The sequence below is a fragment of the Tritonibacter scottomollicae genome (assembly GCF_003003215.1).
Taxonomy (GTDB): Bacteria; Pseudomonadota; Alphaproteobacteria; order Rhodobacterales; family Rhodobacteraceae; genus Epibacterium; species Epibacterium scottomollicae.
On the sequence record NZ_PVUF01000007.1, the window covers coordinates 114,956 to 140,169 of the forward strand.

The 25,214-nt window shown below is 58.7% G+C and carries 26 protein-coding genes; 11 read left to right on the plus strand and 15 right to left on the minus strand.

Annotation, left to right across the window (positions count from 1 at the left end):
* Positions 1-33 precede the first annotated feature (33 nt).
* From CLV89_RS12700 to CLV89_RS12715, 4 genes are all read left to right on the plus strand, one after another.
* The gene (locus tag CLV89_RS12700) at positions 34-1,449 is read left to right on the plus strand and encodes an aminotransferase-like domain-containing protein (protein ID WP_106164043.1); all 1,416 of its coding nucleotides are present in this window, start codon (positions 34-36) and stop codon (positions 1,447-1,449) included.
* Positions 1,450-1,621: 172 nt separating this feature from the next.
* Entirely contained in the window at positions 1,622-2,080 is a 459-nt protein-coding gene (gene rplM / locus CLV89_RS12705) for a 50S ribosomal protein L13 (RefSeq protein ID WP_106164044.1), read from the plus strand.
* Between the two features lie 5 nt (positions 2,081-2,085).
* Positions 2,086-2,571 (plus strand): 30S ribosomal protein S9, encoded by a 486-nt coding sequence (gene rpsI / locus CLV89_RS12710; protein WP_106164128.1) that lies wholly within the window; start codon positions 2,086-2,088, stop codon positions 2,569-2,571.
* Positions 2,572-2,937: 366 nt separating this feature from the next.
* On the plus strand, positions 2,938-3,714 hold the full coding sequence (locus tag CLV89_RS12715; protein WP_207796925.1) for a class I SAM-dependent methyltransferase: 777 nt from the start codon (positions 2,938-2,940) through the stop codon (positions 3,712-3,714).
* 201 nt (positions 3,715-3,915) lie between these two features.
* Here CLV89_RS12715 and CLV89_RS12720 read toward each other — a convergent pair whose 3' ends face one another.
* From CLV89_RS12720 to guaA, 9 genes are all read right to left on the minus strand, one after another.
* Positions 3,916-4,533: a TetR/AcrR family transcriptional regulator gene (locus CLV89_RS12720; RefSeq protein WP_106164046.1), complete on the minus strand. Its 618-nt coding sequence runs from the start codon at positions 4,531-4,533 to the stop codon at positions 3,916-3,918.
* The gene (gene ppk2 / locus CLV89_RS12725) at positions 4,526-5,395 is read right to left on the minus strand and encodes a polyphosphate kinase 2 (protein ID WP_106164047.1); all 870 of its coding nucleotides are present in this window, start codon (positions 5,393-5,395) and stop codon (positions 4,526-4,528) included. Before ppk2 ends, CLV89_RS12720 begins: the two co-directional genes overlap by 8 nt.
* Before the next feature lie 60 nt (positions 5,396-5,455).
* Entirely contained in the window at positions 5,456-6,421 is a 966-nt protein-coding gene (locus CLV89_RS12730; RefSeq protein WP_106164048.1) for an alpha/beta fold hydrolase, read from the minus strand.
* Positions 6,422-6,430: 9 nt separating this feature from the next.
* Positions 6,431-7,369: a homoserine O-acetyltransferase MetA gene (gene metA / locus CLV89_RS12735; protein ID WP_106164049.1), complete on the minus strand. Its 939-nt coding sequence runs from the start codon at positions 7,367-7,369 to the stop codon at positions 6,431-6,433.
* Between the two features lie 60 nt (positions 7,370-7,429).
* Positions 7,430-8,293 (minus strand): ATPase, encoded by an 864-nt coding sequence (locus CLV89_RS12740; RefSeq protein ID WP_106164050.1) that lies wholly within the window; start codon positions 8,291-8,293, stop codon positions 7,430-7,432.
* Between the two features lie 173 nt (positions 8,294-8,466).
* The gene (locus tag CLV89_RS12745; RefSeq protein WP_106164051.1) at positions 8,467-9,570 is read right to left on the minus strand and encodes an OmpP1/FadL family transporter; all 1,104 of its coding nucleotides are present in this window, start codon (positions 9,568-9,570) and stop codon (positions 8,467-8,469) included.
* Positions 9,571-9,701: 131 nt separating this feature from the next.
* Entirely contained in the window at positions 9,702-10,595 is an 894-nt protein-coding gene (locus CLV89_RS12750) for a DMT family transporter (RefSeq protein WP_106164052.1), read from the minus strand.
* A gap of 61 nt (positions 10,596-10,656) precedes the next feature.
* Entirely contained in the window at positions 10,657-11,457 is an 801-nt protein-coding gene (locus CLV89_RS12755) for a hypothetical protein (protein ID WP_243394997.1), read from the minus strand.
* 341 nt (positions 11,458-11,798) lie between these two features.
* The gene (gene guaA, locus CLV89_RS12760) at positions 11,799-13,361 is read right to left on the minus strand and encodes a glutamine-hydrolyzing GMP synthase (protein ID WP_106164053.1); all 1,563 of its coding nucleotides are present in this window, start codon (positions 13,359-13,361) and stop codon (positions 11,799-11,801) included.
* A gap of 247 nt (positions 13,362-13,608) precedes the next feature.
* Here guaA and CLV89_RS12765 point away from each other — a divergent pair, with 247 nt between their 5' ends.
* On the plus strand, positions 13,609-15,153 hold the full coding sequence (locus tag CLV89_RS12765; protein ID WP_106164054.1) for a trimethylamine methyltransferase family protein: 1,545 nt from the start codon (positions 13,609-13,611) through the stop codon (positions 15,151-15,153).
* Positions 15,154-15,207: 54 nt separating this feature from the next.
* Here CLV89_RS12765 and CLV89_RS12770 read toward each other — a convergent pair whose 3' ends face one another.
* Positions 15,208-15,519 carry a DUF6477 family protein gene (locus CLV89_RS12770; RefSeq protein WP_106164055.1) on the minus strand — a complete coding sequence of 104 codons (312 nt, stop codon included), beginning with the start codon at positions 15,517-15,519 and terminating at the stop codon, positions 15,208-15,210.
* A 564-nt stretch (positions 15,520-16,083) separates the two neighbouring features.
* Here CLV89_RS12770 and CLV89_RS12775 point away from each other — a divergent pair.
* The 3 genes from CLV89_RS12775 to CLV89_RS12785 all read left to right on the plus strand — a co-directional run bounded on the left by CLV89_RS12775 (position 16,084) and on the right by CLV89_RS12785 (position 19,249).
* Entirely contained in the window at positions 16,084-16,800 is a 717-nt protein-coding gene (locus tag CLV89_RS12775) for a DUF6456 domain-containing protein (protein ID WP_341477119.1), read from the plus strand.
* A 356-nt stretch (positions 16,801-17,156) separates the two neighbouring features.
* Positions 17,157-18,110 carry a lipoyl synthase gene (gene lipA, locus CLV89_RS12780; RefSeq protein WP_106164057.1) on the plus strand — a complete coding sequence of 318 codons (954 nt, stop codon included), beginning with the start codon at positions 17,157-17,159 and terminating at the stop codon, positions 18,108-18,110.
* Complete coding sequence (locus CLV89_RS12785; RefSeq protein ID WP_106164058.1) at positions 18,107-19,249, plus strand: amidohydrolase; 1,143 nt, start codon at positions 18,107-18,109, stop codon at positions 19,247-19,249. Before lipA ends, CLV89_RS12785 begins: the two co-directional genes overlap by 4 nt.
* 3 nt (positions 19,250-19,252) lie before the next feature.
* On the opposite strand, the gene CLV89_RS12790 is transcribed toward CLV89_RS12785, so the two are convergent.
* Both CLV89_RS12790 and hpt read right to left on the minus strand, forming a co-directional pair.
* Positions 19,253-19,579, minus strand: a complete 327-nt coding sequence (locus tag CLV89_RS12790; RefSeq protein WP_106164059.1) for a hypothetical protein — start codon at positions 19,577-19,579, stop codon at positions 19,253-19,255.
* A gap of 141 nt (positions 19,580-19,720) precedes the next feature.
* A complete protein-coding gene (gene hpt, locus CLV89_RS12795) occupies positions 19,721-20,257 on the minus strand; it encodes a hypoxanthine phosphoribosyltransferase (protein WP_106164060.1) in 537 nt (178 codons plus the stop codon).
* A 74-nt stretch (positions 20,258-20,331) separates the two neighbouring features.
* Between hpt and CLV89_RS12800 the strand changes: the two genes are divergently transcribed.
* A complete protein-coding gene (locus CLV89_RS12800) occupies positions 20,332-20,778 on the plus strand; it encodes a type II toxin-antitoxin system RatA family toxin (RefSeq protein WP_106164061.1) in 447 nt (148 codons plus the stop codon).
* A gap of 35 nt (positions 20,779-20,813) precedes the next feature.
* Here the strand turns inward: CLV89_RS12800 and CLV89_RS12805 are convergent, their stop codons facing one another.
* The 3 genes from CLV89_RS12805 to CLV89_RS12815 are packed head-to-tail and all read right to left on the minus strand — an operon-like array spanning position 20,814 to position 22,938.
* On the minus strand, positions 20,814-21,299 hold the full coding sequence (locus CLV89_RS12805) for a CinA family protein (RefSeq protein ID WP_106164062.1): 486 nt from the start codon (positions 21,297-21,299) through the stop codon (positions 20,814-20,816).
* Positions 21,296-21,793, minus strand: a complete 498-nt coding sequence (locus CLV89_RS12810) for a phosphatidylglycerophosphatase A family protein (protein ID WP_106164063.1) — start codon at positions 21,791-21,793, stop codon at positions 21,296-21,298. Before CLV89_RS12810 ends, CLV89_RS12805 begins: the two co-directional genes overlap by 4 nt.
* Entirely contained in the window at positions 21,790-22,938 is a 1,149-nt protein-coding gene (locus CLV89_RS12815) for a bifunctional 2-C-methyl-D-erythritol 4-phosphate cytidylyltransferase/2-C-methyl-D-erythritol 2,4-cyclodiphosphate synthase (protein WP_106164064.1), read from the minus strand. The genes CLV89_RS12810 and CLV89_RS12815 overlap by 4 nt, the downstream gene beginning before the upstream one ends.
* 195 nt (positions 22,939-23,133) lie before the next feature.
* On the opposite strand from CLV89_RS12815, the gene dusB reads away from it, so the two are divergent.
* Positions 23,134-24,120, plus strand: coding sequence for a tRNA dihydrouridine synthase DusB (gene dusB / locus CLV89_RS12820; RefSeq protein ID WP_106164065.1), 987 nt, complete (start codon positions 23,134-23,136; stop codon positions 24,118-24,120).
* Positions 24,117-25,202, plus strand: coding sequence for a two-component system sensor histidine kinase NtrB (locus tag CLV89_RS12825; protein ID WP_106164066.1), 1,086 nt, complete (start codon positions 24,117-24,119; stop codon positions 25,200-25,202). The genes dusB and CLV89_RS12825 overlap by 4 nt, the downstream gene beginning before the upstream one ends.
* Positions 25,203-25,214: the final 12 nt, after the last annotated feature.

Sequence of the window (25,214 nt, forward strand, 5' to 3'; positions counted from 1 at the left end):
AGAGCGGCGCGGATTGTCTAATCGGAGATTGTTATGGGTACAATTTGGCCCTCCACTTTGACTGGATCGCTGGCAGAGCGGCCGGGTCCAAAGTACAAACGCGTGGCCGATACGATACGGTTGGCAATCGAAAGTGGTACATTGCAGGTGGGGGCAAAACTTCCCCCAGTACGGGAATTGGCCTATCAGTTGAATATCACGCCCGGGACCGTGGCGCGGGCCTATACAATTCTCACAGATGAAGGGCTATTGCAGGCCGAAGTGGGCCGGGGCACCTTTGTCGCTGAGCGCGAAACCGTGGTCATGGACGATGTCTGGTCGCGTCAATTGCACCTGCTGGAGGGAGCAAACCCCAATCACGTGAGCCTGTTCAGCCCCAGGCTGGTGGATGTCGGTCAGGTCAAGCTGATCCGCGAGGCGTTGCGCAAGGCCGCTGATTGTGACCGTCTGGCGCTGCTGAATTATCCGACACGTGACGCCTATCAACCGGTGCGACAGGCGGTGGTGGACTGGTTGTCCGACACACCGCTTGGCCCCTTGGGGGAGCGTGACATCGTGCTGACCCATGGCGGGCAGAACGCGGTCATGACGGTGCTGCAGGCGATCCTGAAGGACAGCAATCCAACGATCCTGGTCGAAGATCTGTCTTATGCGGGGTTTCGCCGCGCGGCGGAAATTCTGCGCGCAAAGGTTGTGGGGGTGGCAATCGACGAACATGGCGTCGTGCCGGAGGCTCTGGAAGCCGCGATCAAGAAATCCGGCGCATCGGTGCTTTGTACCAGTCCGGAAGTGCACAATCCGACCGGCACATTTACCCCGCTCGAACGTAGGAAGGAAATCCTGTCGGTGCTGCGCCGGCATGAGGTGCAAGTGATCGAGGACGATTGCTACCGGATGGGAGAGGCACGGGCGCCGACCTATCGGGCGCTGGCGCCGGATCTCAGTTGGCACGTCACATCTATTTCGAAATCACTGACGCCCGCGTTGCGGGTTGGTTTCGCCATTGCACCGGTCGGAAAATCGGCGGACCTGCGTCGGGTGGCCGAATACGGGTACTTCGGTCTGGCGCAGCCGCTCGCAGAGGTGACACGCATCCTACTGGCAGATCCGCGCAGCAAGAAGCTTGTTCAGACCGTCCGCGAGGAAATGGCGGATTATGTGCGGGTGGCGGTCAATGCACTTGGCGCATTTGAGCTGACCTGGGACGCGCAGGTGCCGTTCCTGTGGTTGCGGTTGCCGTCCGGCTGGCGGGCAGGGGCCTTTACCCGCGCGGCAGAGGCGCAGGGGGTGCAATTGCGCTCGGCGGATGAGTTCGCGCTGCGCGATGGCCGGGCGCCAAACGCGGTACGCATTGCCATCAATGGGCATGTCACACTGGCCCGGTTCGAGGACGCGATGCTGCGGTTGCGCATGCTGCTGGACAATCCACCGGAGCAAATCAGCGTCTAGGTCGTTTTTTAGTGGGGTATTATAGTACCTAATTTATAGTGCTTTGTTTTTAAACACTTTAATGTCGTTTGCCTGTGTTGACTGTTTTGTGACGCCACCGTAAACCCCGTCTATCGAATTCAGATGGAGTCGTCCGCGGCCCCATTGTCACGACAAACAGGACTGACCTGACATGAAAACCTTCTCTGCTACCCCGGCAGATATCGAGAAGAAGTGGATCATCATCGACGCCGAAGGCGTGGTGCTGGGCCGTCTCGCATCGATCATTGCCACTCGCCTTCGCGGCAAGCATAAACCGTCGTTCACCCCCCACATGGACATGGGTGACAACGTGATCGTCATCAACGCTGACAAGATCCAGATGACCGGCAAGAAGCGCGACGAGCACTTCTACTGGCACACTGGCCACCCGGGCGGCATCAAATCCCGCACCAAACAGCAGATCCTCGAGGGTGCACACCCCGAGCGCGTGGTCTTCCAGGCCGTCAAGCGTATGCTGCCGGGCAACCGCCTGTCCCGCCAGCAGATGACCAACCTGCGCATCTATGCAAGTGCCGAGCACCCGCATGAAGCCCAGAGCCCCGAAGTTCTGGATGTCAAATCCATGAACAAGAAAAACACCCGGAGCTAATGACGATGGCTGATCAGATCACAACTCTCGAAGAGCTTGGCGCCGTCGCAGGCGTCGAAACCGCAGCCGAAGAACTGGCACCGCGCGAACCCGTTCGTGACGAACTGGGCCGTGCCTATGCCACCGGCAAGCGTAAAGACGCTGTTGCCCGCGTCTGGATCAAGCCGGGTTCCGGCAAGGTTCAGGTCAATGGTCTCGAGCTGAACAAATACTTCGCCCGTCCGGTTCTGCAGATGATCCTGCGTCAACCGTTCACCGTGGCCGGTGTTGAAGACCAGTTCGACGTCTATGCAACCGTCAAGGGCGGTGGCCTCTCCGGTCAGGCCGGCGCGGTCAAGCACGGGATCTCCAAAGCACTGCAGCTTTATGATCCCGCGCTGCGTGGCGCACTGAAAGCCGCAGGCTTCCTGACCCGCGACAGCCGTGTTGTTGAGCGTAAGAAGTTCGGTCGCCGCAAAGCGCGTCGTTCGTTCCAGTTCTCCAAGCGCTAAGTTCGACCCGTCGAACCTACGATACAAAACAAAGGGTTGCGTCATTCGCAGCCCTTTTTTCATGGGAAAACTCCAATTCGCATTGCGTTGGGGCTGTCGCGCTAATCCAGGCTAGCGCTCGAGTTCGCCGCGTACGTTCCCTCATTTATTGAGCAGCACGGACATTCTGTCGGCCTTCCGCAGCGAAACACGCGAAGACTTAACCTGTTTTCAACGCAATTAGGCGAAATTTGTCTTGTTGTTTGCTTTGCGCAGCAACGTCGAATGAGTGCTGCCAGCATGGATGGTACTTGAGTTCTGGTCGTTGATTGTCAAAAACGCTGAAATTGAGCGGCGTGATAGCACTGACGGAAAACTGGAGGAATTGTGCAGGTAAGAATACCCTACGAAAAATGCCCACTTTGTGAATCAAAGCATATTGTCAAGTCGGCGACAGGTAATTGCAGCAAGCACCCGCTCTATGATCCAGTTGTCCCGCCGGTGATGCAATGGATGGATTGTGAGACATGCAAACATCAATTTGTTGATGGCTATTTCACAGACGAGGCATTGTCGGTTGTTTTCAGAAACACGAATGATCATCAAAAAGTTGGACATAAGCTCGAGGAGCAGAGAAGCGTATCATCGATGATGATCGAAAAAGTGCTTCCATACAAGTCTGCTGGGGCTTGGCTCGATGTCGGCTTTGGGAATGGATCTCTGCTGTTTACCGCAGAAGAATACGGCTTCCATCCAATCGGTGTTGATCTGAGGGAAGACAATGTAAGCGCGATGAAAAGCTTGGGTTTCGAAGCCTATTGTGACTTGGTTCAGGATATTGAGTTCAAGAATAAACTGTCAGTTGTAAGCATGATGGACGTGCTTGAGCACATTCCGTACCCGAAAGAGGTGCTGAGTTCCCTTCATTCTAACATGGAAGAGGGAGGCTGCCTCTTAATTTCAATGCCAAACACGGAGAATATCATCTGGAAATTGCTGACCAACAATAATGCAAACCCATTTTTGGGGGAGCTTGAGCACTACCATAACTTTAGCAGAACGCGGCTTTTCTCTTTACTGAAAGAATGTGGTTTCGATGCGGTCAGATACGGGATCAGTCAACGCTACCGGGTCTGCATGGAAGTTGTCGCTCTGAAGGCATAGCGGACAGCGCTCTGTCGAAAAGTCGCGTCATTATCTTGACGCGCGAGTGTTGGTGTCGCTTGCGGTTTGCAGGAGTGAAGCGCAAGACAACGAACCTCGTGAGGGCCGTGACTTTTCCAAAGCCCGTGCTCACGTGATGTGTCTATCGCGCGGTGATGTGCTGCAGGGCACCGCCTCTCAGGCCTCCTGGGGAAGTTGGTTTCAGTCGTCAGGATCGATCAGACCGAGTCCCCTCAGGTACACACCAATTCCTGTTTCCAGCAGGTCTTCGGGTGCATAGGGGGAGGCGGTGCCGGGCGCGTTTCGTGCGAACAGTTCAACCACGCCGTGGCTCATCGCCATGATATGGGCTGAGAACATAGACGCGGGCGGGCGTTTTTCCGCCGGAATATGTTGGCTCAGCTCTGCCGCAGCGCGTTCCAGAACCCCGCGCGCGCGGTTGGCGGCATCGGCCAATTCCGGGGTGCGATTTGCAGAAATACCGCTTTCAAACATCGCGATGTAATGGCCGGGATGTTTGCGCGCAAAAGCCAGGTAGGCGCGCCCTGTCGCCTCAAACGCGGCGAGGGCGGAAGGCTGATACTTGTCATAGGCGTGTTGCATCAGGTCGGCGAACATCAGAAAGCCCTGCCGCGCGGCCTCGGCGATCAGATCCTCGCGCCCCTCAAAGTGGCGATAGACGGCTGCGGGTGTGACGCCCGCCTGCTTGGCCGCCTCGGACAGTGTAAAACCGGTCGGCCCCTTGATTTCGATCAGGCGCAGGGCAGCCTCGACCAGCGCCTGACGTAAATTGCCGTGATGATAGCCGCGTTTAGGCATCCCAAATGTCCGGGCCGCCACAAATCTGGGTGTCGGGGTCGCCGAGGGCCTCAAGATCCTTGTTGTCATAGTCAATCGCCAGCAGAACGTGGCGTATGGCTTCCAGCCGGGCACGTTTCTTGTCGTCCGAGCGCACGATGGTCCAAGGCGCATGAGCACTCTGGCTGCGGTACAGAGTTTCGCGAATTGCCTTGGAGTAGGCGTCCCAGCGCTTCAGCCCTTCGACGTCGATCCAGCTGAGTTTCCATTGTTTCAGCGGGTCGTGTTCGCGGGCCAGAAAACGGCGCAGCTGTTCGGCGCGCCCGACATTCAGCCAGAGCTTGATGAGGTGAATGCCTTCATCCACCAGCATTTTCTCAAATTCTGTGACTTGAGTGAAGAAATGCTCCCGCTCCGCATCGCTGCAGAAATCGAACACTTTCTCGACAACGCCGCGATTGTACCAGCTGCGGTCGAAAAAGACGATCTCGCCGCCTGCGGGCAGCTGGGTGATGTAGCGCTGGAAGTACCATTGCGTCGCTTCGGTTTCTGTCGGTTTGGACAGCGCCACGACACGGGCCCCCCGCGGGTTGAGGTTCTCGCGGAAGCGTTTGATCGTGCCGCCCTTGCCGGCGGCGTCACGACCTTCGAATACGATGGCAATGCGTTGGCCTGAGGATTTGACCCAGGCTTGCAGCTTCACCAGCTCGATTTGCAGGGCTTCGTAAGTATCTTTGTAGTCCTGCTTGGCGATCTCTTCATCGTAGGGGTATGTCGGGTTCAGGATGTCATCCTTATGGCCGGTCTTGATGGCCTTGCGGATGTCCTTGGGTGCGTCGTTTTCGAAGTACTGGCTGATCGCCCCGTCAAACGGCAAAGTCATGTCGCATCCGTCCTTTCTCGCCCACAGTGTCTGAAGCGATACTCTTCAATGTTAACGCGCTTAACGCAAGTTTGCCCGCGTCGCCGCGCGGTGCACCGCGTCAACAACGGATTGCGTATGGGTCTGGTGCGGCATGTGTCCAACCCCATCCAGAGGGGTGAGGCGCGCGGTTGAGGTATCTGCCACAAGCCGTTCTGCGTGAATAGAAATCCCCACAGTTGTATCAGCCGTGCCATGCACGATCTCGATCGGCATCGCCAGATCGGGGTAGAGCGGCGCCATGGTTTCGATCTCGGATAGCAGATTGGCGCGTTGCTTGGCATTGGCCCGCAAGGAGGAGCGGCGCAGGCTCATTTCCAGCCCGAAGTGCTCGGCAAAGCCTTCGGGGACCTCTTGTGGGGCAAAGACCTCTGCCAGCGAATTGCGCACATAGCTCTTTGGCACAAAGGCCGCCAGCAGCGGCACGACCAATGCGCTGCCAAGTCGCGACGAGGTCACTTTGTAGAACGGCGAAAGGTCTGAGTCCCACGGGTGAGAGACACCGGAAACATTGATCACCGCAGCCGTTTCGTCGGGGAATTGTGTCGCCCAGGCCAGCGCGACTGCGCCGCCGTAGCTCTGACCAAGCACCAGCGGCCGGGTCACCCCAAGCTGGGCACTTGCCTCCTTCAAGACGCGCGCCTGTGTCTGGATGCTTGTGCCGCGTGCTGACACCGGATCGGAGTACCCCAGACCGGGGCGGTCGAAGATCAGGATGTGGTAGGCATCCTCAAGCGCCGGGGACAGGCGAAACGTCATGTCGCGGGTGCTGCCATTGGACCCATGGATCAGCACAAGATCCGGCGCGCTGCCGCGAGCTTGGCCGCGTTCAACCACATGGACCTTATGTCCATCAACGTCGAGAAACTGCCCTTGCGGCGGATGCGCCGCCATGGCGTTTTCCTCCCGCGTTGTGACGCGGGAGGACAGCATCGCGCAACCGGCCCCGAGGCCAAGCGCCAGCAGTAGAAGAGCGAGAGGAGCCATGCGCACCGATCAGGCCCGCAGGTCGGTTGTTTCCAGACCGATGCGTTCCACGTCGAAAGGCGTGGTCTGGTAAAGCTCCGACACCCAGTTGCTATAGAGCAGTTGCGCATGGCTGCGCCAACGGTTCAGCGGTTTGCGGCTTGGGTCGTCATCGGGATAGTAGTTTAACGGAACATTGATCGCGGTTCCGCTTTCCACGTCGCGATCATATTCCTGCTTCAGCGTGTCACTGTCGTATTCAAAATGGTTGAAGATGTAGAGGGCGCGGTGGTCCTTATCCTCGATCAGGCAGGGGCCGACATCGTCGCTGCCAAGAAGCGTCGTCAGCCGCGGCGCTGCGTCGATTTCCGCCTGGCTCATTTCGGTCCAGCGCGACACCGGGATCACGAAGTCATCCGAAAACCCGCGCAGATAAGGCGAGGTCGGTTGCAGGTTCTGGTGCCGGAAGCAGCCAAAGGCCTTCTTCTCCAGCATGTGTTTTTGCACGCCGTGGAAATAGTTGATCATCGCCATGCCGCCCCAGCACACCCCAAACGTGGAATGCACATTGGTTTGCGTCCAGTCAAAGACCTCGCAGAGTTCTTGCCAGTAGGTGACATCCTCAAAAGGCAGATGCTCGATCGGAGCGCCGGTGATGATCAGCCCGTCGAACTTTTGATCCTTCACCTCCTGAAAGGGGCGATAGAATTCCTCCATATGCGCGGCGGCGGTGTTCTTGGTCTGATGCTCTGTCATGCGGATCAGCGACAGCTCGATCTGCAGCGGCGTTGCGGCGATCAGACGGGCAAACTGGTTTTCCGTCTGGATTTTCTTCGGCATCAGGTTCAGGAGCCCGATCTTGATCGGGCGGATGTCCTGACGGGCCGCGTGATCCGGCGACATGACCATGACGCCCTCGTCCGAAAGGACGGAGTAGGCGGGCAGGTCAGCGGGGATCTTGATAGGCATGTCAGGTCCTTTGGAGAATGTGCCGAAGAGGCGGCAATGTGGAGTGTTTAGGTAAGTCTGTTACGTTCGAGCCTCAAGAGCAGATGAAATCAACTCCTCGAAATCGGAATTTGATTCCACTTGAGAAATCTGATCGGCAGTGACGGTCACGCCCCAGTTCTCCGCCATGGCTTCGTAGCGCGGCTGGCGATGGGCGAGTGCCTGCGCATAGGTCCAGCGCAGGAAGGCATGTGGATCAACATCAACGTCGGAGAGATTGTTTTCGCTCAGATATTCCTCCCAAACGCGGGTCAGGAACGCGGGTTGATAGGCCATCGGTTTTGGAGCTCGGTCAAAGCGGCGGATCAGTTCTTGCGTATGGGCGTCGGTGCCCTTGATCCAGACTAGGAGCGTGTGCTCGCTCAGGTTCTTGAGCAACGGATCGTCCGGATCATTGGCATCGACCCATTCGCAGATCGAGCCACCGGAATCGCAGATGAAATGCGGATACCCATAGATCCGTTCGGATCGGTTGATGAAGTAGCCCGTGTCCAGCAGCGCATCAATCTCAGCCCGGCGGAATTGGTCCTGGCGGGTGTGATACTCGGCAATGGGCAGCCCGCCCTTTGTCGGATCGCCCGGAACACCGAGATAGGCGGTGACCGCGCTCAGGTTCTCGAATGTGATGTTGGAGGAGATATCGATGGAATCCGTCAGCAGAAGATCCCGCAGGAAAGGCACCTTCATCGCCTCGGCCTTGGCATTGTCGGCTATGTATTCACCCATGTAGCGGGTGCCGATGCGATAGTCGGCGGAATAGTGAAACCATTGGCCGGACCCGCGCAGCACATTGCTGACATAGGTCTTCCCGAGGCCGGACATGCCAAAGAAGAGAACCCGTTTGGATGGCGCATCGCGCCAAGCCTGTGCTGAGGAGTAAAGCATGAAACTGCTGCCTTTTTCGCGGTCTGTGGAGCCTTGCTAGACAGGCCTGAGCGAGAGGTCAATTGCGCTTGGTGTGATGGAGCTATGCGTGGCGTCCGATGGACACGACACTTCACATGCAAAAGCCCCGCCACATTGGGCGGGGCTTGGTTTTACAGTCCAATCCTAACCGATCAGAAGTAGAAGCCGACCTTCACACCGAGGCTCAGAGCTTCGTTGTCATTGAAGTTGGTCACCGGATTTCCACCAGGTGATGCAATCGCGTCACCGAGTTTGGTGTAGCGCAGACCGGCTGCGATTTTCATCTTTTCGGTCTTATACTGCACGCCGAGACGGATCGCTTCCATGCCTTGCGTCGGGGCCAGCGGCGACACCAGATTGTCGCCATCCGCATCCTCGTAGATATAGGCAAGCGATGCGGACCAATTGTCATTGAAGCGGCGGCCCACACCGACGGTATAGGTGAAGGAGTCGTCCAGATCGATCAGATCACGCCCCAGAACCGTCGGCATCAGGTCGGTGACGCTGTGCTCTGCCCAGCGGACGTTCGCAAATGCGACGGTGTCCTTGGCGACGCCGGTCTGGAAATCGAGGTTCACCGACTGTGGAGTCTTGGTCTCTGTCGAGGTTGCGACTGTCGGGCTGTAGCTTTCGTTGGTTTCGAAATCATGGGTGATCTCGGAGTTGTAGGTCAATGCGGCGCGCAGGGCGATTTCCGGGATCTCATAAGCGACACCTGCGACCCAGCCGAACGCGCCATCGCGGTTGACCTTCACGTTGTAGGTTCCGCCCGGGAGCGCGCCGTAGGCTGCACCGGCAAGATTGATCTCGCCGTCAATCTCTTGATAGCGCAGACCGCCATGAACGCTGAAGCGATCATTCAACTTGTAGCGCAGCAGTGCGGTGATCGCGTTGGAATCTGCCCGCGCCATGGTGCCACCCAGAAGGGCTGATCCACCGACGGGGTAGTTGACGTCCACACCCCAAGGTTGATCGTAGATGATTGCCAGAGACAGCTCATCTGTGATGTCAGTCTTGTAGGCGCCGCCGAACATGTTGAAGCTTTCGCCAACGTCACCGGTCGCCGAACCCAGCGGGTTCAGTGAGGTGCGGTCGTTGCCGGAGACATCCGCAGACGTCGTGGCAAAGGAAAACTCTGCGTAGTTGCCTTCCTCGAAGATGACGCCGATGGGCTGGCCGGTGCGGTCAAGACCACTTGCCATCGCCGTTGATGCCAACAGCGTCGTTGCAACGGATGCCGCGATGTAATGTTTCATTAGTATCCTCCCTCAAGCGCATGGCGAAATTATATTTCGCTCAGCGGTCCTCATTCACCCTAAGGGGTTTGTGTCAGTTCAGGCAATGTTGACGGAGCGGCAGTTTGCGTCAGTGCCCCATGGCGTCCAAGCTACTGTTGCCGGGAGGATACAATATTGATGAAATTTCCGGCGAGAATAAGTGACGCACCCACAAACAGCCAGATCTCGACCGACTCGCCATAAATCAGCCAGCCCAGCAGCGCGATGAAGGGCAGGCGGGCGAAGTCGATCGGCACAACCAGAGCGGCAGGCGCAAGAGACAGCGCATTGGTGATGCAAAAATGCGCGCTCAGGCCCGCACAGCCGATGATCAGCAAAAAGGGCAGGCTCTGCGCATCGGGCAGGGTGATATCCATGTCCCAGCCTGCAAAGATCACGCCAAGAACCAATTGCATGACGGTGAGCCAGAACATGATCGACCAGATGCTCTCAGTGCGGGTCAGCCGTTTTGTCGCGATATTTGTCAGGGCGAAGAACACCGCAGACCCAGCGGCGCAGGCCAGACCGATATTAAAGGTCGAGGGGCTCGGGCGGGCTACGATCAGGATGCCGATGAACCCGAGGCAGACGGCGAGCCCGCGCATCCGCGTGAGCTTTTCGCCCAGCAAGAGCGGTGCAAGCAGGATCACCCAGATCGGCGAGGTGAATTCAAGCGCAAAGACCTGCGCAAGTGGAATCACGGAGACCGCGTAGAACCAAAGGTTCTGGCCAGTGAAATGTGCCATATTCCGCAGGCCATGCTGCTTTAGCATTGTGGTACTGACCTGCGGCCAGCGTCGCAGCACCGTGATCATGGCGGATACCACCAGAACCCCGACAAAACTGCGGTACATCATGATCTCGAAGGTATCCAGAGACAGGCTTGCCTCACGGCCCGCGATGGCCATGGCCGAAAAGGACAGGATGGCACCGCCCATCCAGAGGGCGGCGCGCAACAAGATGGCGTCGCGTGCCGTATTTGGTTCGGCGATACTGTCCCGCATGATGCCCCCTGATTGCTGCGTGAAGCAGATGGGGGGTAAAAGCTGTCGGGGTCAAGCCCGATCAGGCCGCAGCACGCCGTTCTGCCATGTCGAGAGAACCACGCAGCGCGATATACTGGCTCACCAGGCTTTCGGGGTCGAACTGAGAGGTACGGATCACGGTGTCGATCTTTTCCACCAGTTCATCCGAGGACGCGACAGAGTTTGCATTCGTTTTTGGGGGCAGGATCGGTGTGCGGTCTACACCCAGATCCGTAAGCAGCTGCTTGGCGCCTGCGGGTTGTGTCACTTCCTCAAGCTGGGCATTCACAAAGCGGATGCGGTCCCCATAGCAGCGCTCGTAGTAGGTTTGCCGACACTCCATCTCCAGCGCATACCAGATCGCGGCGCCCAACTGGCCCATTTTTAGAAACGGCTCTGCATTGACGATGCGATTGGGGTAGTCCGGCGCCAGAAACCATTGCCACAGTGTGCTTATGAGAATGAAGTCTTGGCGATTGACGTAGCTGGCGCATTGGCGGGCCAGATTGCGGCGCAGTACAATCACGGTCGCATCGTTATTGCGCGGATGGTGCGCCAAGGCTTCGATCAGGCCGCATTTTCCCAGCGTATGATTGGTTTCCGCATAGTTGATATCCTTAGGGAGCGCGTCGAGCTTGTGCTGCCAGAAGGCCTGTATTTCTTCGTTGGACCCATAGGTGTTGAAGCTGCGCAATTGGCGAACCTCTGGCATGCGGGTGCCAAAATCCTCAATCGCGATGGGTTCGTGGATCGCGTTGACATCCAGATTGGCGCTTAGGAACTTGGCCAGCCAGCCCGATCCGGATCTGCCTGCGGTGAGAGAAAAATAGATTTGGGGCATCGTGGCGCTCCTTGTGTCTGTCAAGTTGCGGATTTGAGTGGATCGCGTGCGGCGATGGCGTCGGTTTGGGTGTGACAGCCTGCGGCGACGGGCGAGATTGCTGTTCCCGGCATGGCTTTTGCCCTAAAGGCCTGTGCCGCGAAGCTCTGCGGCGCGCATGTGGTCTTGTAAGGCCTTTCGGTTTTTTTAACGCGAATGCAGAGAGCTGCGGGTCAAAGCCAACATAGAAAAGCCGAGTTAACGCTGAGTTTCCGGCGCAAAATTCAGGCAAAGAAATACAAAATGGCAGCAAAAAACCCCGGCACCTTGCGGGGCCGGGGTTTTTGTTTGTTCGAAGGGGGTTATTCCCACTCGATGGTGCCTGGCGGCTTTGACGTTATGTCGTAGGTGCACCTGTTGATGCCCTTGACCTCATTGATGATCCGCGTTGCGGTCTCTCCGAGGAATTCATGGCTGAACGGATAGTAATCCGCCGTCATCCCATCCACCGAGGTCACCGCGCGCAGCGCACAGGCGTAGTCATAGGTGCGACCATCGCCCATCACGCCAACCGTGCGCACGGGCAGGATCGCCACAAAGGCTTGCCAGATTTCATCATAGAGACCGTGCTTGCGGATCTGGTCGATGTAGATCGCATCCGCCTCGCGCAGGATCTCCAGCTTGTCGCGGGTAATCTCGCCGGGGCAACGGATCGCCAGACCCGGTCCGGGGAAGGGGTGACGGCCGATAAAGCTGTCGGGCAGGCCAAGTTCGCGACCCAGGGCGCGGACCTCGTCCTTGAACAGCTCGCGCAGCGGCTCCACCAGCTTCAGACCCATTTTCTCGGGCAGGCCGCCAACATTATGGTGCGACTTGATCGTCACAGATGGGCCGCCAGAGAAGGAAACGCTCTCGATCACATCGGGATAAAGCGTGCCCTGTGCGAGGAACTCGGCGCCATCGATCTGATCGGCGTATTTCTGGAACACGTCGATGAACAGCTTGCCGATGATCTTGCGCTTGGTTTCCGGGTCGGACTGGCCGTCGAGTTCGCCGAGGAACAGCTCGGTTTCATCCGCATGGATCACCTGCAGGTTCATGTGATCGCGGAACATGCCGACCACTTCCTCGGCCTCGTTCTTGCGCAACAGACCATGGTCTACAAACACGCAGGTCAGCTGATCGCCGATCGCCTCGTGGATCAGGGCTGCCGCGACAGAGCTGTCGACACCGCCGGAGAGGGCGCAGATCACGTTTTTATCGCCCACCTCGTCGCGGATCTTCTCGACCATCTGCTCGCGGTAGGCACCCATGGTCCAGTCGCCGGCAAACCCGGCCAGACGTACGAAGTTTTCATACAGCGTCTTGCCGTTCGGGGTGTGGTGTACCTCGGGGTGGAACTGCACCGCATAGAAGTTGCGCTCCAGATCCGCAGTGATCGCGAAGGGCGCATGGGGCGAAGTGCCATATACCTTGAAACCGGGTGCGATTTCAGAGACATGGTCGCCGTGGCTCATCCAAACCTGTTCGGTCTGATCGAGGAACCAGCCCCCCAACATCTCAATACGCTCTTCGGTCGGTGTCACATAGGCCCGGCCAAATTCCGCGGTGCCGTGGCCCGACAGAACGGTGCCGCCGAGCTGGTGCATCATTACCTGCTGACCATAGCAGATGCCGAGGATCGGCACGCCGTAATCAAAGATCTCCTGTGGCGCGCGAGGGGATCCTTCGCGCGTCACGCTGTCTGGGCCACCGGAGAAGATCACGGCCTTCGGCGCGAACTCACGCACAAAGTCCATGGTGACTTTCTGGTAGGGGTGGATTTCGCAATAGACGTTCAACTCGCGCAGACGGCGCGCGATAAGCTGCGTCACCTGGCTGCCGAAGTCTATGATTAGAAGGCGGTCATGGGCTGTCTCGGTCATGCTTGGCTCTTAGGGGGTGGCGTGGCGTCTGGCAAGAGGCCAGATGGCCTCCGCTGGCGGTTTTCGGCCCCTTTAAGGATTGCGCTGCGCGACCGGGGGCAGGGGAATTCGTAAAAAAGCCAATCAGGCCGCAAAATCCAGTCCCGGATGTCGCATTTATGCGAGAATAGCCGTTATCCTTCGGCGACGCCCGGCGTGTCTCCGATATTCAGACTGAACAGAATTCATACTGTCGTGAGGTATAACGATGACAGATGCAGCACCACGTCGCCGCAGCCGAGGTGGCGGAGGCGCCGCCCGTCGCGCGGAACGGACGAGCGTCAAGATCGAGACAGCAAAGTACATCGAACGGAATATTCCGAACTACGAGGTGCTGAACGACGAGGCGCTTGAAATCATCGAAGCCAACGCCGAGACCATCCTCGAGGAGGTCGGCGTCAATTTCGTTGACAACCCCGTCGCGTTGGAGCGCTGGCGTGAGGCTGGCGCCGATGTGCAGGGCGAGCGGGTCCGCATTCCGCGTGGCCTGGCCCGGAAACTCTGTGAGACGGCCCCCAGCGAGTTCACTCAGCATGCGCGGGATCCGAATAAATCCGTGGTGATCGGTGGCAATAACCTGGTGCTGGCCCCGATCTACGGCCCGCCCTTCGTGCGCGATGCCAATGGGGGGCGCCGTTACGCGACGCTGGAGGATTTCCAGAAGTTCGTGAAGCTGGGCTACATGTCGAAATGGCTGCACCACTCCGGCGGGACCGTCTGCGAGCCAACCGATGTGCCGGTGAACAAACGTCACCTCGACATGCTGATGGCGCATATGGAGCTGTCGGATAAACCTTTCATGGGATCTGTGACCGAGCCAAGCCGGGCGCAGGACACCGTCGATATGTGCGGCATCCTGTTCGGCAAGGAGTTCGTGCAGAACAACACCGTCACCACCTCGCTGATCAACATCAACTCGCCGATGACATTCGACGAGGTGATGATGGGCGCGCTGGAGGTCTATGCGCAGAACAATCAGGCCTGCATCATCTCGCCCTTCATCGTCGGTGGTGCCATGGCGCCGGTGACCATCGCGGGCACCCTGACGCAGGTTCTGGCCGAAGTTCTGGCCGGTGTGGCCTACAGCCAGCTGATCCGACCCGGCGCTCCCGTGATCTTTGGCGCGTTTGTGTCCTCGATCGACATGAACTCCGGTGCGCCGACCTTTGGCACGCCCGAAGCCTCCATGATCACCTATGGCGCGGGTCAGCTGGCCCGGCGCTTGAAGCTGCCGTTCCGCTCTGCTGGCTCCTTCTGCGGCTCCAAACTGCCGGATGCGCAAGCCGCCTATGAGACTGCAAACTCGCTGAACATGGGTCTGCTGGCTGGGGTGAACTTCATGCTGCACTCCTGCGGTTGGCTCGAGGGTGGCCTGGTCGCGGACTTCGAGAAATTCGTGATGGATGCGGACCAGCTGGGCGCGCTGCATGGCCTGGCCAAAGGCATCTATATGGATGAAAACGGTCAGGGGATGGATGCCATCCGCGAGGTCGGTCCCGGCGGCCACTACCTTGGCTGTGAGCACACGCAGGCCAACTTCAAGACGGCGTTCTGGAAATCCGATGTTCTGGATTACAAACCCTTTGAACAATGGGAAGAAGAAGGCGCGCGCGACACTTACAAGCTGGCAACCTCCCGCGTGGAGCATCTGTTGGCGACCTACAAGCAGCCCGAACTCGACCCGGCGATCCGTGAGGCGCTTGTTGCCTATGTGGCCGAGAAGAAAGCCTCGATGCCGGATTCCTTCATGTAATTCAGGGCCTTCAGTGCAGATCATCAAGAACGGCGCCCTTTGAGGCGCCGTTTTTTATTGCGGCACGGCTTTTTGCGTGGTGGCACGGGATGCCAGGTACAGGCGGCTTTCGGCTGCAAGCGCGATCAGAATGTCGACATGCCGGACGATCGAGTAGCCCGGGTTGCGGGCACGTCGGGCAACCTCCTGCGCCGACTCGATGTCCAGCAAACGCATGAGGATGGCACCCTGCTGATGTGGGGCAGAAGCCCCGAGCAGGCGTTTGAGGTCCCGGGCGCGCGAATACTCATCCGCTCCGATCCGCGCGGCGCGCGCCAGCAGCCGTGGGCGGACGAGGCTGGAAAGACGTGTGGCAAGATCCTGCATGGCATTCCCCTATGAACCTGTGAACAACGAGGGGAATAATACTCAACTCTAGCGGGTGTTGCGGAAAGCCCGGGGTGAGCGAACGGTCCATTTCCAATAGCTTTGATAATCTGTGGCAGGATTTGGATCTGTCAAAAATCAATCGTTCAGGGTTGGGGGCGTGATGCAGCCAGATTTTGGTCGGCTGTACCTTTGGGTGATCAGGGGCCTGGACATAATTGGGGGTCAGTTATGCATGACATGACCAGTTTGAATCTGCCGGATTGGGTGTCTTCTGAGGTTTTTCGATATCTTGAACATACAATGGCGCAAGTTTCGATCCGCGAACTGGCGCGCGCGGGGGAGTGTCACCCGTCAACCGTTATGCGCCAGATCCGCCGCCTTGAACACATGCGAGAAGACCCCCTGATTGACGGCGCCATTCAGGGGTTGTCTGACACGTTCTATAATGCTGCTGCACCGCGAAAGGGCGCATGTCAAAAAGAGTATTTCTGTCAGGAGGATGCGGCGCGATGTTTGACTCTTTTGGCGCAAAAAGGGGCGGTGTTGGCGGTAGGGCGCGACATGCCAAAGGCGATTGTTCTGCGGGACGCAGGCGCAGAGGTTCACAAGACGGTTGTAGATCGCGGCATCGCCGAGGTGCTGGCGCTTCAGGATTGGATCAGCTGCTTCGCGTCGGGCCGCGTCCATCGCTATCGCCTGACCAAGGATGGGCGCAGCGCATTGGCCATGTTGATGGCGCGAACAGAGAGCCACCGGCGCATGCGTCAGGAGACGACCACACAATCCGGCGTCTCTGGTATTGTGGCAACCTTCCCGGCGCGCGGTCAGGCGGCGGCGCGCCGGGCGCGCTACGGGCTTCAGGAAACGCCGCTTCAAACCCTGTCCCGTCTGTCTGACCGCGGTGGCAAGCCCTTCCTTTCTCCGGAAATGGTCAGGGCCGGCGAGCGGTTGCGAGAGGATTTTGAACTGGCGCAAATCGGGCAGCATATTGCCCGCGAACATGCGGCGTTCGGCGAGACATTCTGTGATCGCAAGCCACAGGATTTCGACGGTCCCGCGCGCGAGGCATTCAAACGCGCCAGTTCTGCTCTCTATGCTCTGGGGCCCGGCCTGAGCGACATCGCGTTGCGGTGCTGCTGTAACCTTGAGGGGCTTGAGGCGGCCGAACGCGACCTGGGATGGTGCGCTCGCTCAGGAAAGATCGTGCTGCGGATTGCGTTGGAGCAGTTGCACCAGCACTACATCTCGTTGCCGCCGCAAAATCAGATGATTGGTTAATGCGTCACACAATCTACGCATGAAAAGACAAATTAGCCGACGCAGATCACGATGGGCTTGGGTCTATTCAAACCGGTGTGCAGGCGCGGCGCGCTTTCCTATTCGCGAGATATGGCGCGAAAGCGAATTCGCCTTTGCCCTCTGGTGCCTGTGAAAAACTTGCCAAAGGTGAAGAGGTCGCGTTATGAAAAATCCGCAACTCAACCGTCACGAAAGCGCTGGATGCGCCGATCATAGGCCGTTTGGTCAACCGAACACCTTGCTGGCAGCACATCCCAGGTATGCAGCACTGGTCGTGGTCTGCCAGCGCTGCTATGTTACGCTGCAATAACTTTCGTAGTCACAAGGAAGATCCTGTGCGAGATCTGAAGATCCCGGAGCAGCGCCACCCGGAAAAGGCGCACCGTCCCGACAATGCTCAGCCAAAGAAGCCAAGCTGGATCCGCGTCAAGGCGCCGGGCGGCAAGGGGTATGCTGAGACTCACAAGATCATGCGCGAGAACAATCTCGTCACCGTCTGCGAAGAAGCCGGTTGCCCGAATGTGGGGGAATGCTGGAGCCAGGGCCACGCCACCATGATGATCATGGGCGAGGTTTGCACGCGGGCCTGTTCCTTCTGCAATATTGCAACCGGCAAGCCACCAGAAGAGCTGGACGCCTTCGAACCCGGGCGGGTTGCTCATGCGGTGGCCAAGCTGGGGCTGAACCATGTGGTCATCACCTCGGTGGACCGCGATGACGTGGACGATGGCGGTGCCGCGCATTTTGCCCAGACCATTCGTGCGGTACGCCACCGCTCGCCCAGCACCACAATTGAAATCCTGACACCTGATTTCTTGCGGTGTGATCCCAGTGCCCTGGAGACCGTTGTTGAAGCAAAGCCGGACGTGTTCAACCACAACCTTGAAACCGTGCCGGGGCTATATCCCGAGGTGCGAGCGGGCGCGCGCTATTTCCATTCGCTGCGGCTGTTGCAGCGCGTGAAGGAGATTGATCCCAGCATCTTTACCAAATCCGGCATCATGGTTGGACTTGGCGAAGACGAAATGGCGGTCAAGCAGGTGATGGACGACATGCGCTCGGCGGATGTGGATTTTCTGACCATCGGACAATATCTGCAGCCCACACCAAAGCACCACGCCGTGGATCGTTTTGTCACGCCGGACGAGTTCAAGAGCTATGAAAAATCCGCCTACGGCAAGGGCTTCCTGATGGTTTCTGCAACGCCTCTGACACGGTCGTCCTACCATGCGGGGGATGATTTTGCGCAGCTACGTGCGGCACGGAATGCCAAGCTCGGCATCGCATGAGGCCGCAGGATCTGGAGCGGCTGATTGCGCTCCGACATGACTTGCACGCTGCGCCCGAAATCTCGGGCGCAGAGCATGCCACCGCGCAACGGATCGAAGACGAGCTGCGCGATCTTGGTGCGGACCAAATCCTGACTGGACTGGGCGGCACGGGACTTGCTGCGGTATTTGACGGCCGCGCGCCGGGACAGACCATCGGCATCCGGTGCGAGTTGGATGCTTTGCCCATCCCTGAGGAAACCAACCTGAGTTATGCCTCGCAAGCCCCGGGCAAGGGACATCTTTGCGGACATGATGGTCACATGGTCATGGTTCTGGGTGTCGCGGCTGCGCTTTCACGGCAACGCCCGGAGACGGGACGTGTGGTGCTGATATTCCAGCCCGCAGAGGAAACGGGCGAGGGGGCGATCGCCTATCGCGCGGTCCCGGAGTTCGCTGAAATTTCACCCGATATTGTGCTGTCGCTGCATAACCTGCCGGGACTGGCGCTTGGGCATGTGTCGCTGCCAACATCGGCGGCCAATTGTGCCTCGCGCGGGGCGCGTATTCGTCTGACCGGGCGGACCTCCCACGCTGCCGCACCGCAAGATGGCCTGTCCCCAGCCACCGCATTGGCGGCGTTGATGGGGCAACTCTCGGCGCTGGGATCCGGCGGCGGATTGGATGAAAACTACGCGCTAACCACTGTTACGCACGCAGAATTGGGAGAGAAGACCTTTGGCGTTTCGCCTGGTTTTGCAGAATTATGGGTGACACTTCGCACAGTCACTGACACGCGGATGGATGCGCTGGTCGATGCGGTTTCTCATCACGTTGCCGTCTGTGCTGAGGCACAGGGTCTGACCTACCACATGACCTACCATGATGTGTTTGAGGCCTGCACAAACGCATCCGATGCTGTAGCCCTGTTGGAGACGGCCTGCAACGCTGAAAGCGTTCCGATCACGCTGACCGACACGCCGCAGGCCTTCTCTGAGGATTTCGGGCAATTCGGAAAGTCGGCCCAAAGTGCGATGTTCTGGCTCGGCGCGGGGGAGGACCAGCCGCAGCTACACAATCCGGACTATGACTTTCCGGATGCGCTGATCCCCACCGGGACCGGCATTTTTCTACGCGCGATCCACACTCTGCTCGGCTGAGCCTCAGTCGAGCAGAGCGTCCACAACGGCAACCGCGCCGACGATGGCGAGCGTATCTTTCACGACTTCGAGAATCTCACCGTTCTTGCGCACATATCGATGTCCTGCAGATGGTGGTTCCAGACCCCAGCGCTGATAATCGTCAACATTTGTCCAGTCACCGGAGAGATGCCTGTCATGAGCGTGCCGTTTCTTGATCTGGCCGGGGGCAAAATGTGCGGCGCTATTCTTGTGGCCGGGGGCCCATTTTGGTGGGCCTGCCAGCGCCGACATGGGGGCGAGGGCAACGGCAGCGGCCATGAGGCCGGCGGTCAGTTTGGGCATCATCATGACGCGCTCCTTTGATCTGCGATGTCGCCTAGACATGGCGCAGATGCCGCGAATTGCCAAATCGCATGCGCCAGTTCCTGCCGTGCTCACATGGCAAACCGGCAGGCTTGCGCTTGTGCCGGTTCAGGAGTGGGCGCTGTATCAGGTGAAGCGCACCTTACCAATGTGCGGCAGGTTGCGATTGCGTTGAGCAAAATCGATGCCATAGCCCACGACAAATTCATCCGGGATCTCGAAGCCGATCCAGTCCGAGCGGAAATCCACTTCGCGGCGGGAGGGTTTGTCCAGCAGAGCGATGGATTTGAGCCGGGCGGGCTTGCGGCTGTTCAACAGCGAAATCACGTGATTCAGCGTGTGTCCGGTGTCGACGATATCTTCGACAACCAGCACGTCGCGCCCTTCAATTGCGCCGCGCAAGTCCTTGAGGATACGAACCTCTCGGCTGCTTTCCATGCCGTCTCCGTAGGATGAGGCCTCCAGGAAATCCACCTCGATCGGCAGGTCCAGCTCTCGCACCAGATCGGCGATGAATACAAAGCTGCCGCGCAAGAGCCCCACGACCACCAACTTGTCGGTGTCGCCAAATTCTGCGGTGATATCGCCACAAAGTTCTTCGATTCGTGCAGCGATGGCCTTGGCCGAAATCATTACATCAATGACATATGGTCGCTCTGACATGCTTGCCCCCTTGAATTTCGCACGCGTTCATAGGACACCACGCGCCACCTGTACAGAAGACGAATTGACTTGCGATGCCAACACATTCGGAAACCCGCCCGATGCCCTATAGCGCCCAGCAGATGTACGATCTGGTGGCGGACGTGGGATCGTACCCGAAATTCCTGCCGTGGTGCGCTGCTGCGCGTATTCGCAGTCGGACACCACAGGGTGCCTCAGAGGTTATGGAAGCGGATCTGGTGATTTCCTTCAAGGTGTTCCGTGAACGCTTTGGCAGTCGGGTTGTGCTGCATCCCGATGAGCACAAGATCGACACGGAATATCTGGATGGACCGTTTCGCTACATGAAGTCCAACTGGGCTTTTGCAGATCGCGACGATGGCGGTTGTGATGTGGCTTTCTTCGTCGATTTTGAATTCAAGAACGCCGTGCTGCAGGGGATCATCGGCGTCGTGTTCAACGAGGCCATGCAGCGGATTGTGCGGGCGTTTGAGCGTCGCGCGGCCGAGCTTTATGGCTGACGATATCAGGCTCTAATAAGGGCTTTGGGGCGCATTCAGGCGTCGCGGCGCTCCAACGCGCGCTGCAGCAGCGCAAGCGCATGATCACGGCTGGCAAGGCGCACCTTGTCTCGACCCAGCGCACCAAGATCGACCAGTTCCGTTTGCGTCTGCTCGCCGTTCTGCGCAAGGCCGAAGCAGACGCGTCCCTCTGGTTTATGTTCCGATCCACCTGGACCTGCGATGCCCGTGACCGAGACCGCAAGCGTGGTGCCCGCGGCGCGGAGGGCGCCATCCGCCATCTCACGCGCGGTTTCCTCGCTCACAGCGCCGAAATCCTTGAGTGTTTCAGCACTTACGCCAAGCATCTGCATCTTTGCGGCGTTGGAGTAGGTGACAAAGCCCCGATCCACCACCGAAGATGAGCCGGGAATATCCGTGAGTGCGGCGGCAATCATGCCGCCAGTGCAGCTTTCGGCTGTGGCGATGGTGGCGCGCTGAGATTTAGCTAGATCCAGCAAGGCACTGATATCAAGGCTCATAACCCCAGAACCCCATGAGAGAACCCAGCCAGTAGTGCGATGCCGATACCGGCCATACCCCCGGCGATCACATCGTCCATCATCACGCCAAAGGGGCCTTTCTTGCGGTCGGCCCAACCAACCGGGCCCGGTTTCCAGATGTCAAAGAGGCGAAACAGCAGGAAGCCCGCGACCCAGCCGGGCCAGAGATCTGTGATATCAAGGCCATGTAGCCACGCAGGCAGCGAGATTGCCCATAGCGCCAGCATCTGCCCGGCAAGCTCGTCCAATACGAATTCCGACGGGTCCAGATCTTCCTGACCACGTGTCATCTCGGTCGCAGCCCAAAGGCCGATGATGATCGCCAAGACGGTCACGACAGCCAGCAACGGAAAGCCGCCAACCATGTGCAGCGCGTAGGTCAAAGGCAGGGCGACAAGCGAGCCCCAGGTGCCGGGGGCAGGGCGGATATGCCCGACTCCACAACAGGTTCCGAGGAGTTGTGCAAGTGTCATGCGCGCACCAGCGTTGCGGTGGCAAGCGCCGCAATCCCCTCGCCACGTCCGGTAAAGCCCAGCCGTTCGGATGTGGTGGCTTTCACCGAGACCCGGTCTCGATCCATATTCATAATTTCAGCCATGCGGCTGCGCATTGCCTCGGCATGGGGGCCGATTTTCGGGAATTCGCAGACCAGCGTGCAGTCCACATTGCTGATCCTGAAGCCCTTGGAGAGTGCAAGATCCACCGCATGACGCAAAAAGATCTCGGACGCGGCGCCTTTCCACTGCGGGTCGCTGGGCGGAAAATGGCGACCGATATCGCCTTCTGCCATCGCCCCGTAGAGCGCATCCGTCACCGCATGCATGCCCACATCCGCATCGGAATGCCCTTGCAAGCTGCGATCATGTGGCACCTCGATCCCACAAAGCGTTACCTGGTCGCCAGGGCCAAACCGATGCACATCGTAGCCATTGCCCAGCCTGATATCCGGAATGCTGTCCATGCTGCTCCTCAGAATGTTCTCGGCGCGGGCAAAATCCTCGGGCCGGGTGATCTTGATGTTGTTGATGTCGCCTTGGGTGATGCGCACCGAGAGACCGGCCTTGCGCGCAACCTCCACATCGTCTGCCGCTGGTCCGTCCAGCGCAAGATGCGCCGACAGGATCGCGTCAAAATGAAACGCTTGCGGGGTCTGCGCGGCGTAGAGGTTGCTGCGATCCTGAGTGCCGGTCACTTCATCCGCTGTTCCGGTCCAAAGCGCATCGGTGACTGCCAGCCCCGGTGCGGCGGCGGGCGCAGTGTCCAATGCGCACAGCACCTGCGTGATGAGACGCGCGGGCACGCAGGGGCGCGCGGCATCGTGGATCAGCACTTTGTCGACGTCCATTTTATCGAGTGCCGTCAGCCCATTGCGCACAGATGTTGACCGGTCAGCGCCGCCCTCAGCGAGCAAAATATCCTTATGCTCAGCGAGGGCTTGCGCGGCGTCGAGGTTGTCTGGATCGCGCACCACCATGATGAGGTCGACACTCGCCTCTTGAAAGGCCGCGATGGTCCAATCGATCACCCGCTTGCCGGCAAGCGGGCGCCATTGCTTTGCAACGCCGCCACCTGCGCGGGTGCCGGTTCCGGCTGCAACAATCAAAACGGCGGTGGTCATGATGGGGACCGCATCCTTGTATTCGGGCAATCTGTGGGCGTGTTTACGGTGCGGCGGATAAACTGGCAACGCTCCGGGCTGAATTGCTTAAAAAATAGGCATTACCTATCGGAAGGTGGGCTGGAATGGCGTCTTGGAATGGAGCATAGCTCAGTTTCAAGCTAAGAAACTCTCATATGCACAAGGATTAAGCAGTTGTCCTTCTCAGTCGGACCCACAGATCTCGACCCTCCTGTTGCGCTGGCCCCGATGGCCGGCATCACGGATCGCCCGTTTCGCGACCTCGTCCGGTCCTTCGGTGCGGGGCTGGTGGTGAGCGAGATGGTCGCAAGCCAGGAAATGGTACAGGCCAAGCCAGGGGTACGGGAGCGCGCTGAGCTGAGCGCGGACGTCGAGAACACCGCGGTACAGATTGCCGGACGCGAAGCCTATTGGATGGCAGAGGCCGCGCGTCAGGTGGCGGACCGGGGCGCACGGATGATCGACATCAATATGGGCTGCCCGGCCAAGAAGGTGACCAATGGCTATTCCGGGTCTGCGTTGTTGAAAACGCCGGACCATGCGCTCAGCCTGATCGAAGCCGTGGTCGAGGCGGTCGACGTGCCGGTGACGTTGAAAACCCGCTTGGGCTGGGATGATGACTGCCTGAACGCCGCAGATGTCGCGCGCCGCGCGCAAGAGGCGGGCGTGCAGATGGTCACCATTCATGGCCGCACCCGATGCCAGTTCTATAAGGGGCGCGCAAACTGGGCTGCCATCGCAGATGTGCGCAAGGCGGTCACCGTGCCGCTGTTGGCAAATGGCGATATTCTCGGTGCCTCTGATGCCCGCGCTGCGCTGGACGCCTCTGGCGCGGATGGCGTGATGATTGGACGCGGTGTTCAGGGCAAGCCCTGGTTGTTGGCACAGGTCGCACATGACCTCTGGGATTCGGGAGCGCCTGATATCCCGTCGGGATCAGTGCTTATCGACATGGTTTCAGGGCACTACGAGGCAATGCTGGAGTTTTACGGCGGTGATCTTGGTCTGCGCGTCGCGCGCAAGCATCTGGGCTGGTACATGGATGAAGTCGGCACGCCTGCTCCGTTGCGTCGGGAGGTGCTGACGGCACGGACCGCTGCAGATGTCCTGCGCCTGCTGCCAGACGCATTGCAGAGACAAGAACAGGAGAGTGCGGCATGAGCTCCGCTGGTCCGCATTCCTCTGACTGCGCCATCTGGGCGTCACTGCCGGTTCCGGCCTTTCTGGTCGATGAGTGCAACCTGATCGCCGATGTGAACTCTTCCGCCGAAGGGTTCATAAATGCGTCGCGCAAGTCGCTGATTGGAAAGAATGTTTGGCAAAAGATCACCATAGACTCGTCAATCGAGGAGGCGTTTGAAAAGGCGCGGGCGCAGGGCACGCCGCTGTTTGTGAATGACGTCGATGTCGGCGCGCGCGAACGTTCTCCGCTACAATGCGCGGTTCAGATTGCCCCGTTGCAGGGACATGAGGGCTACATGCTGCTGATGCTGTCGCCCCGAGAGCTGGCAGGGCGTTTGACGCAGAACCACTCCGCTAAATCTGCAGCGCAATCGGCCATTGGCATGGCAGAGATGCTGGCGCATGAAATCAAGAACCCTCTTGCCGGTATCACGGGTGCAGCACAGCTCGTGAGTATGAACCTGTCGCCGGAAGACCTTGAATTAACAGATCTTATTGTCAGCGAAAGCCGCCGCATCGTGAAGTTGTTGGAGCAGGTTGAGCAATTCGGAAACCTGTCAGAACCCGATTTTCGACCGGTGAACCTGCATGACGTGCTGGATCGGGCCCGCCGGTCGGCGCTGCTGGGGTTTGGCGCACATATGAAGATTGTCGAAAAATACGACCCGTCGCTTCCGCTGGCCTGGGGAGACCCGGATCAGTTGCTGCAAGTGGTGCTCAATTTGTTGAAGAACGCGTCAGAAGCCGCTGGCACCAAGGGCGGAACGATCACCGTGCGCACCTTCTACGAGCATTCCTTCCGTCTGCGCCGCAGTGACGGACAGGGCAAGTTGCTGCCCTTGCAGATCGAGATCACCGATGATGGGCCAGGTCTTCCGGACAACATCCGCGACGATATCTTCGAGCCCTTCGTCTCCGGCAAAGAGAACGGAACCGGTCTGGGGCTCGCCCTCGTCAGCAAGATTATCGCTGACCACAACGGCTGGATTTCCGTTCGTTCTGAACCGGGTCAAACGACCGTTCGACTATCACTCTCTCGGGTTCCTCGGGAGCCGAATTAACGCAAGGAGCAC

Bases quoted from the DNA above. Each gene is read 5' to 3' on its own strand.
- CLV89_RS12785 (WP_106164058.1), top strand. From the start codon at position 18,107: ATGAGGCCGCAGGATCTGGAGCGGCTGATTGCGCTCCGACATGACTTG.
- CLV89_RS12775 (WP_341477119.1), top strand. From the start codon at position 16,084: ATGCCAAAGGCGATTGTTCTGCGGGACGCAGGCGCAGAGGTTCACAAG.
- CLV89_RS12745 (WP_106164051.1), bottom strand. From the start codon at position 9,570: ATGAAACATTACATCGCGGCATCCGTTGCAACGACGCTGTTGGCATCA.
- rplM (WP_106164044.1), top strand. From the start codon at position 1,622: ATGAAAACCTTCTCTGCTACCCCGGCAGATATCGAGAAGAAGTGGATC.
- CLV89_RS12750 (WP_106164052.1), bottom strand. From the start codon at position 10,595: ATGCGGGACAGTATCGCCGAACCAAATACGGCACGCGACGCCATCTTG.
- CLV89_RS12800 (WP_106164061.1), top strand. From the start codon at position 20,332: ATGCCAACACATTCGGAAACCCGCCCGATGCCCTATAGCGCCCAGCAG.
- CLV89_RS12755 (WP_243394997.1), bottom strand. From the start codon at position 11,457: ATGCCCCAAATCTATTTTTCTCTCACCGCAGGCAGATCCGGATCGGGC.
- ppk2 (WP_106164047.1), bottom strand. From the start codon at position 5,395: ATGACTTTGCCGTTTGACGGGGCGATCAGCCAGTACTTCGAAAACGAC.
- CLV89_RS12770 (WP_106164055.1), bottom strand. From the start codon at position 15,519: ATGCAGGATCTTGCCACACGTCTTTCCAGCCTCGTCCGCCCACGGCTG.
- hpt (WP_106164060.1), bottom strand. From the start codon at position 20,257: ATGTCAGAGCGACCATATGTCATTGATGTAATGATTTCGGCCAAGGCC.
- CLV89_RS12810 (WP_106164063.1), bottom strand. From the start codon at position 21,793: ATGACACTTGCACAACTCCTCGGAACCTGTTGTGGAGTCGGGCATATC.
- CLV89_RS12825 (WP_106164066.1), top strand. From the start codon at position 24,117: ATGAGCTCCGCTGGTCCGCATTCCTCTGACTGCGCCATCTGGGCGTCA.
- guaA (WP_106164053.1), bottom strand. From the start codon at position 13,361: ATGACCGAGACAGCCCATGACCGCCTTCTAATCATAGACTTCGGCAGC.
- CLV89_RS12805 (WP_106164062.1), bottom strand. From the start codon at position 21,299: ATGAGCCTTGATATCAGTGCCTTGCTGGATCTAGCTAAATCTCAGCGC.
- CLV89_RS12790 (WP_106164059.1), bottom strand. From the start codon at position 19,579: ATGATGATGCCCAAACTGACCGCCGGCCTCATGGCCGCTGCCGTTGCC.
- CLV89_RS12720 (WP_106164046.1), bottom strand. From the start codon at position 4,533: ATGCCTAAACGCGGCTATCATCACGGCAATTTACGTCAGGCGCTGGTC.
- CLV89_RS12815 (WP_106164064.1), bottom strand. From the start codon at position 22,938: ATGACCACCGCCGTTTTGATTGTTGCAGCCGGAACCGGCACCCGCGCA.
- CLV89_RS12765 (WP_106164054.1), top strand. From the start codon at position 13,609: ATGACAGATGCAGCACCACGTCGCCGCAGCCGAGGTGGCGGAGGCGCC.
- CLV89_RS12700 (WP_106164043.1), top strand. From the start codon at position 34: ATGGGTACAATTTGGCCCTCCACTTTGACTGGATCGCTGGCAGAGCGG.
- CLV89_RS12730 (WP_106164048.1), bottom strand. From the start codon at position 6,421: ATGGCTCCTCTCGCTCTTCTACTGCTGGCGCTTGGCCTCGGGGCCGGT.
- CLV89_RS12740 (WP_106164050.1), bottom strand. From the start codon at position 8,293: ATGCTTTACTCCTCAGCACAGGCTTGGCGCGATGCGCCATCCAAACGG.
- rpsI (WP_106164128.1), top strand. From the start codon at position 2,086: ATGGCTGATCAGATCACAACTCTCGAAGAGCTTGGCGCCGTCGCAGGC.
- metA (WP_106164049.1), bottom strand. From the start codon at position 7,369: ATGCCTATCAAGATCCCCGCTGACCTGCCCGCCTACTCCGTCCTTTCG.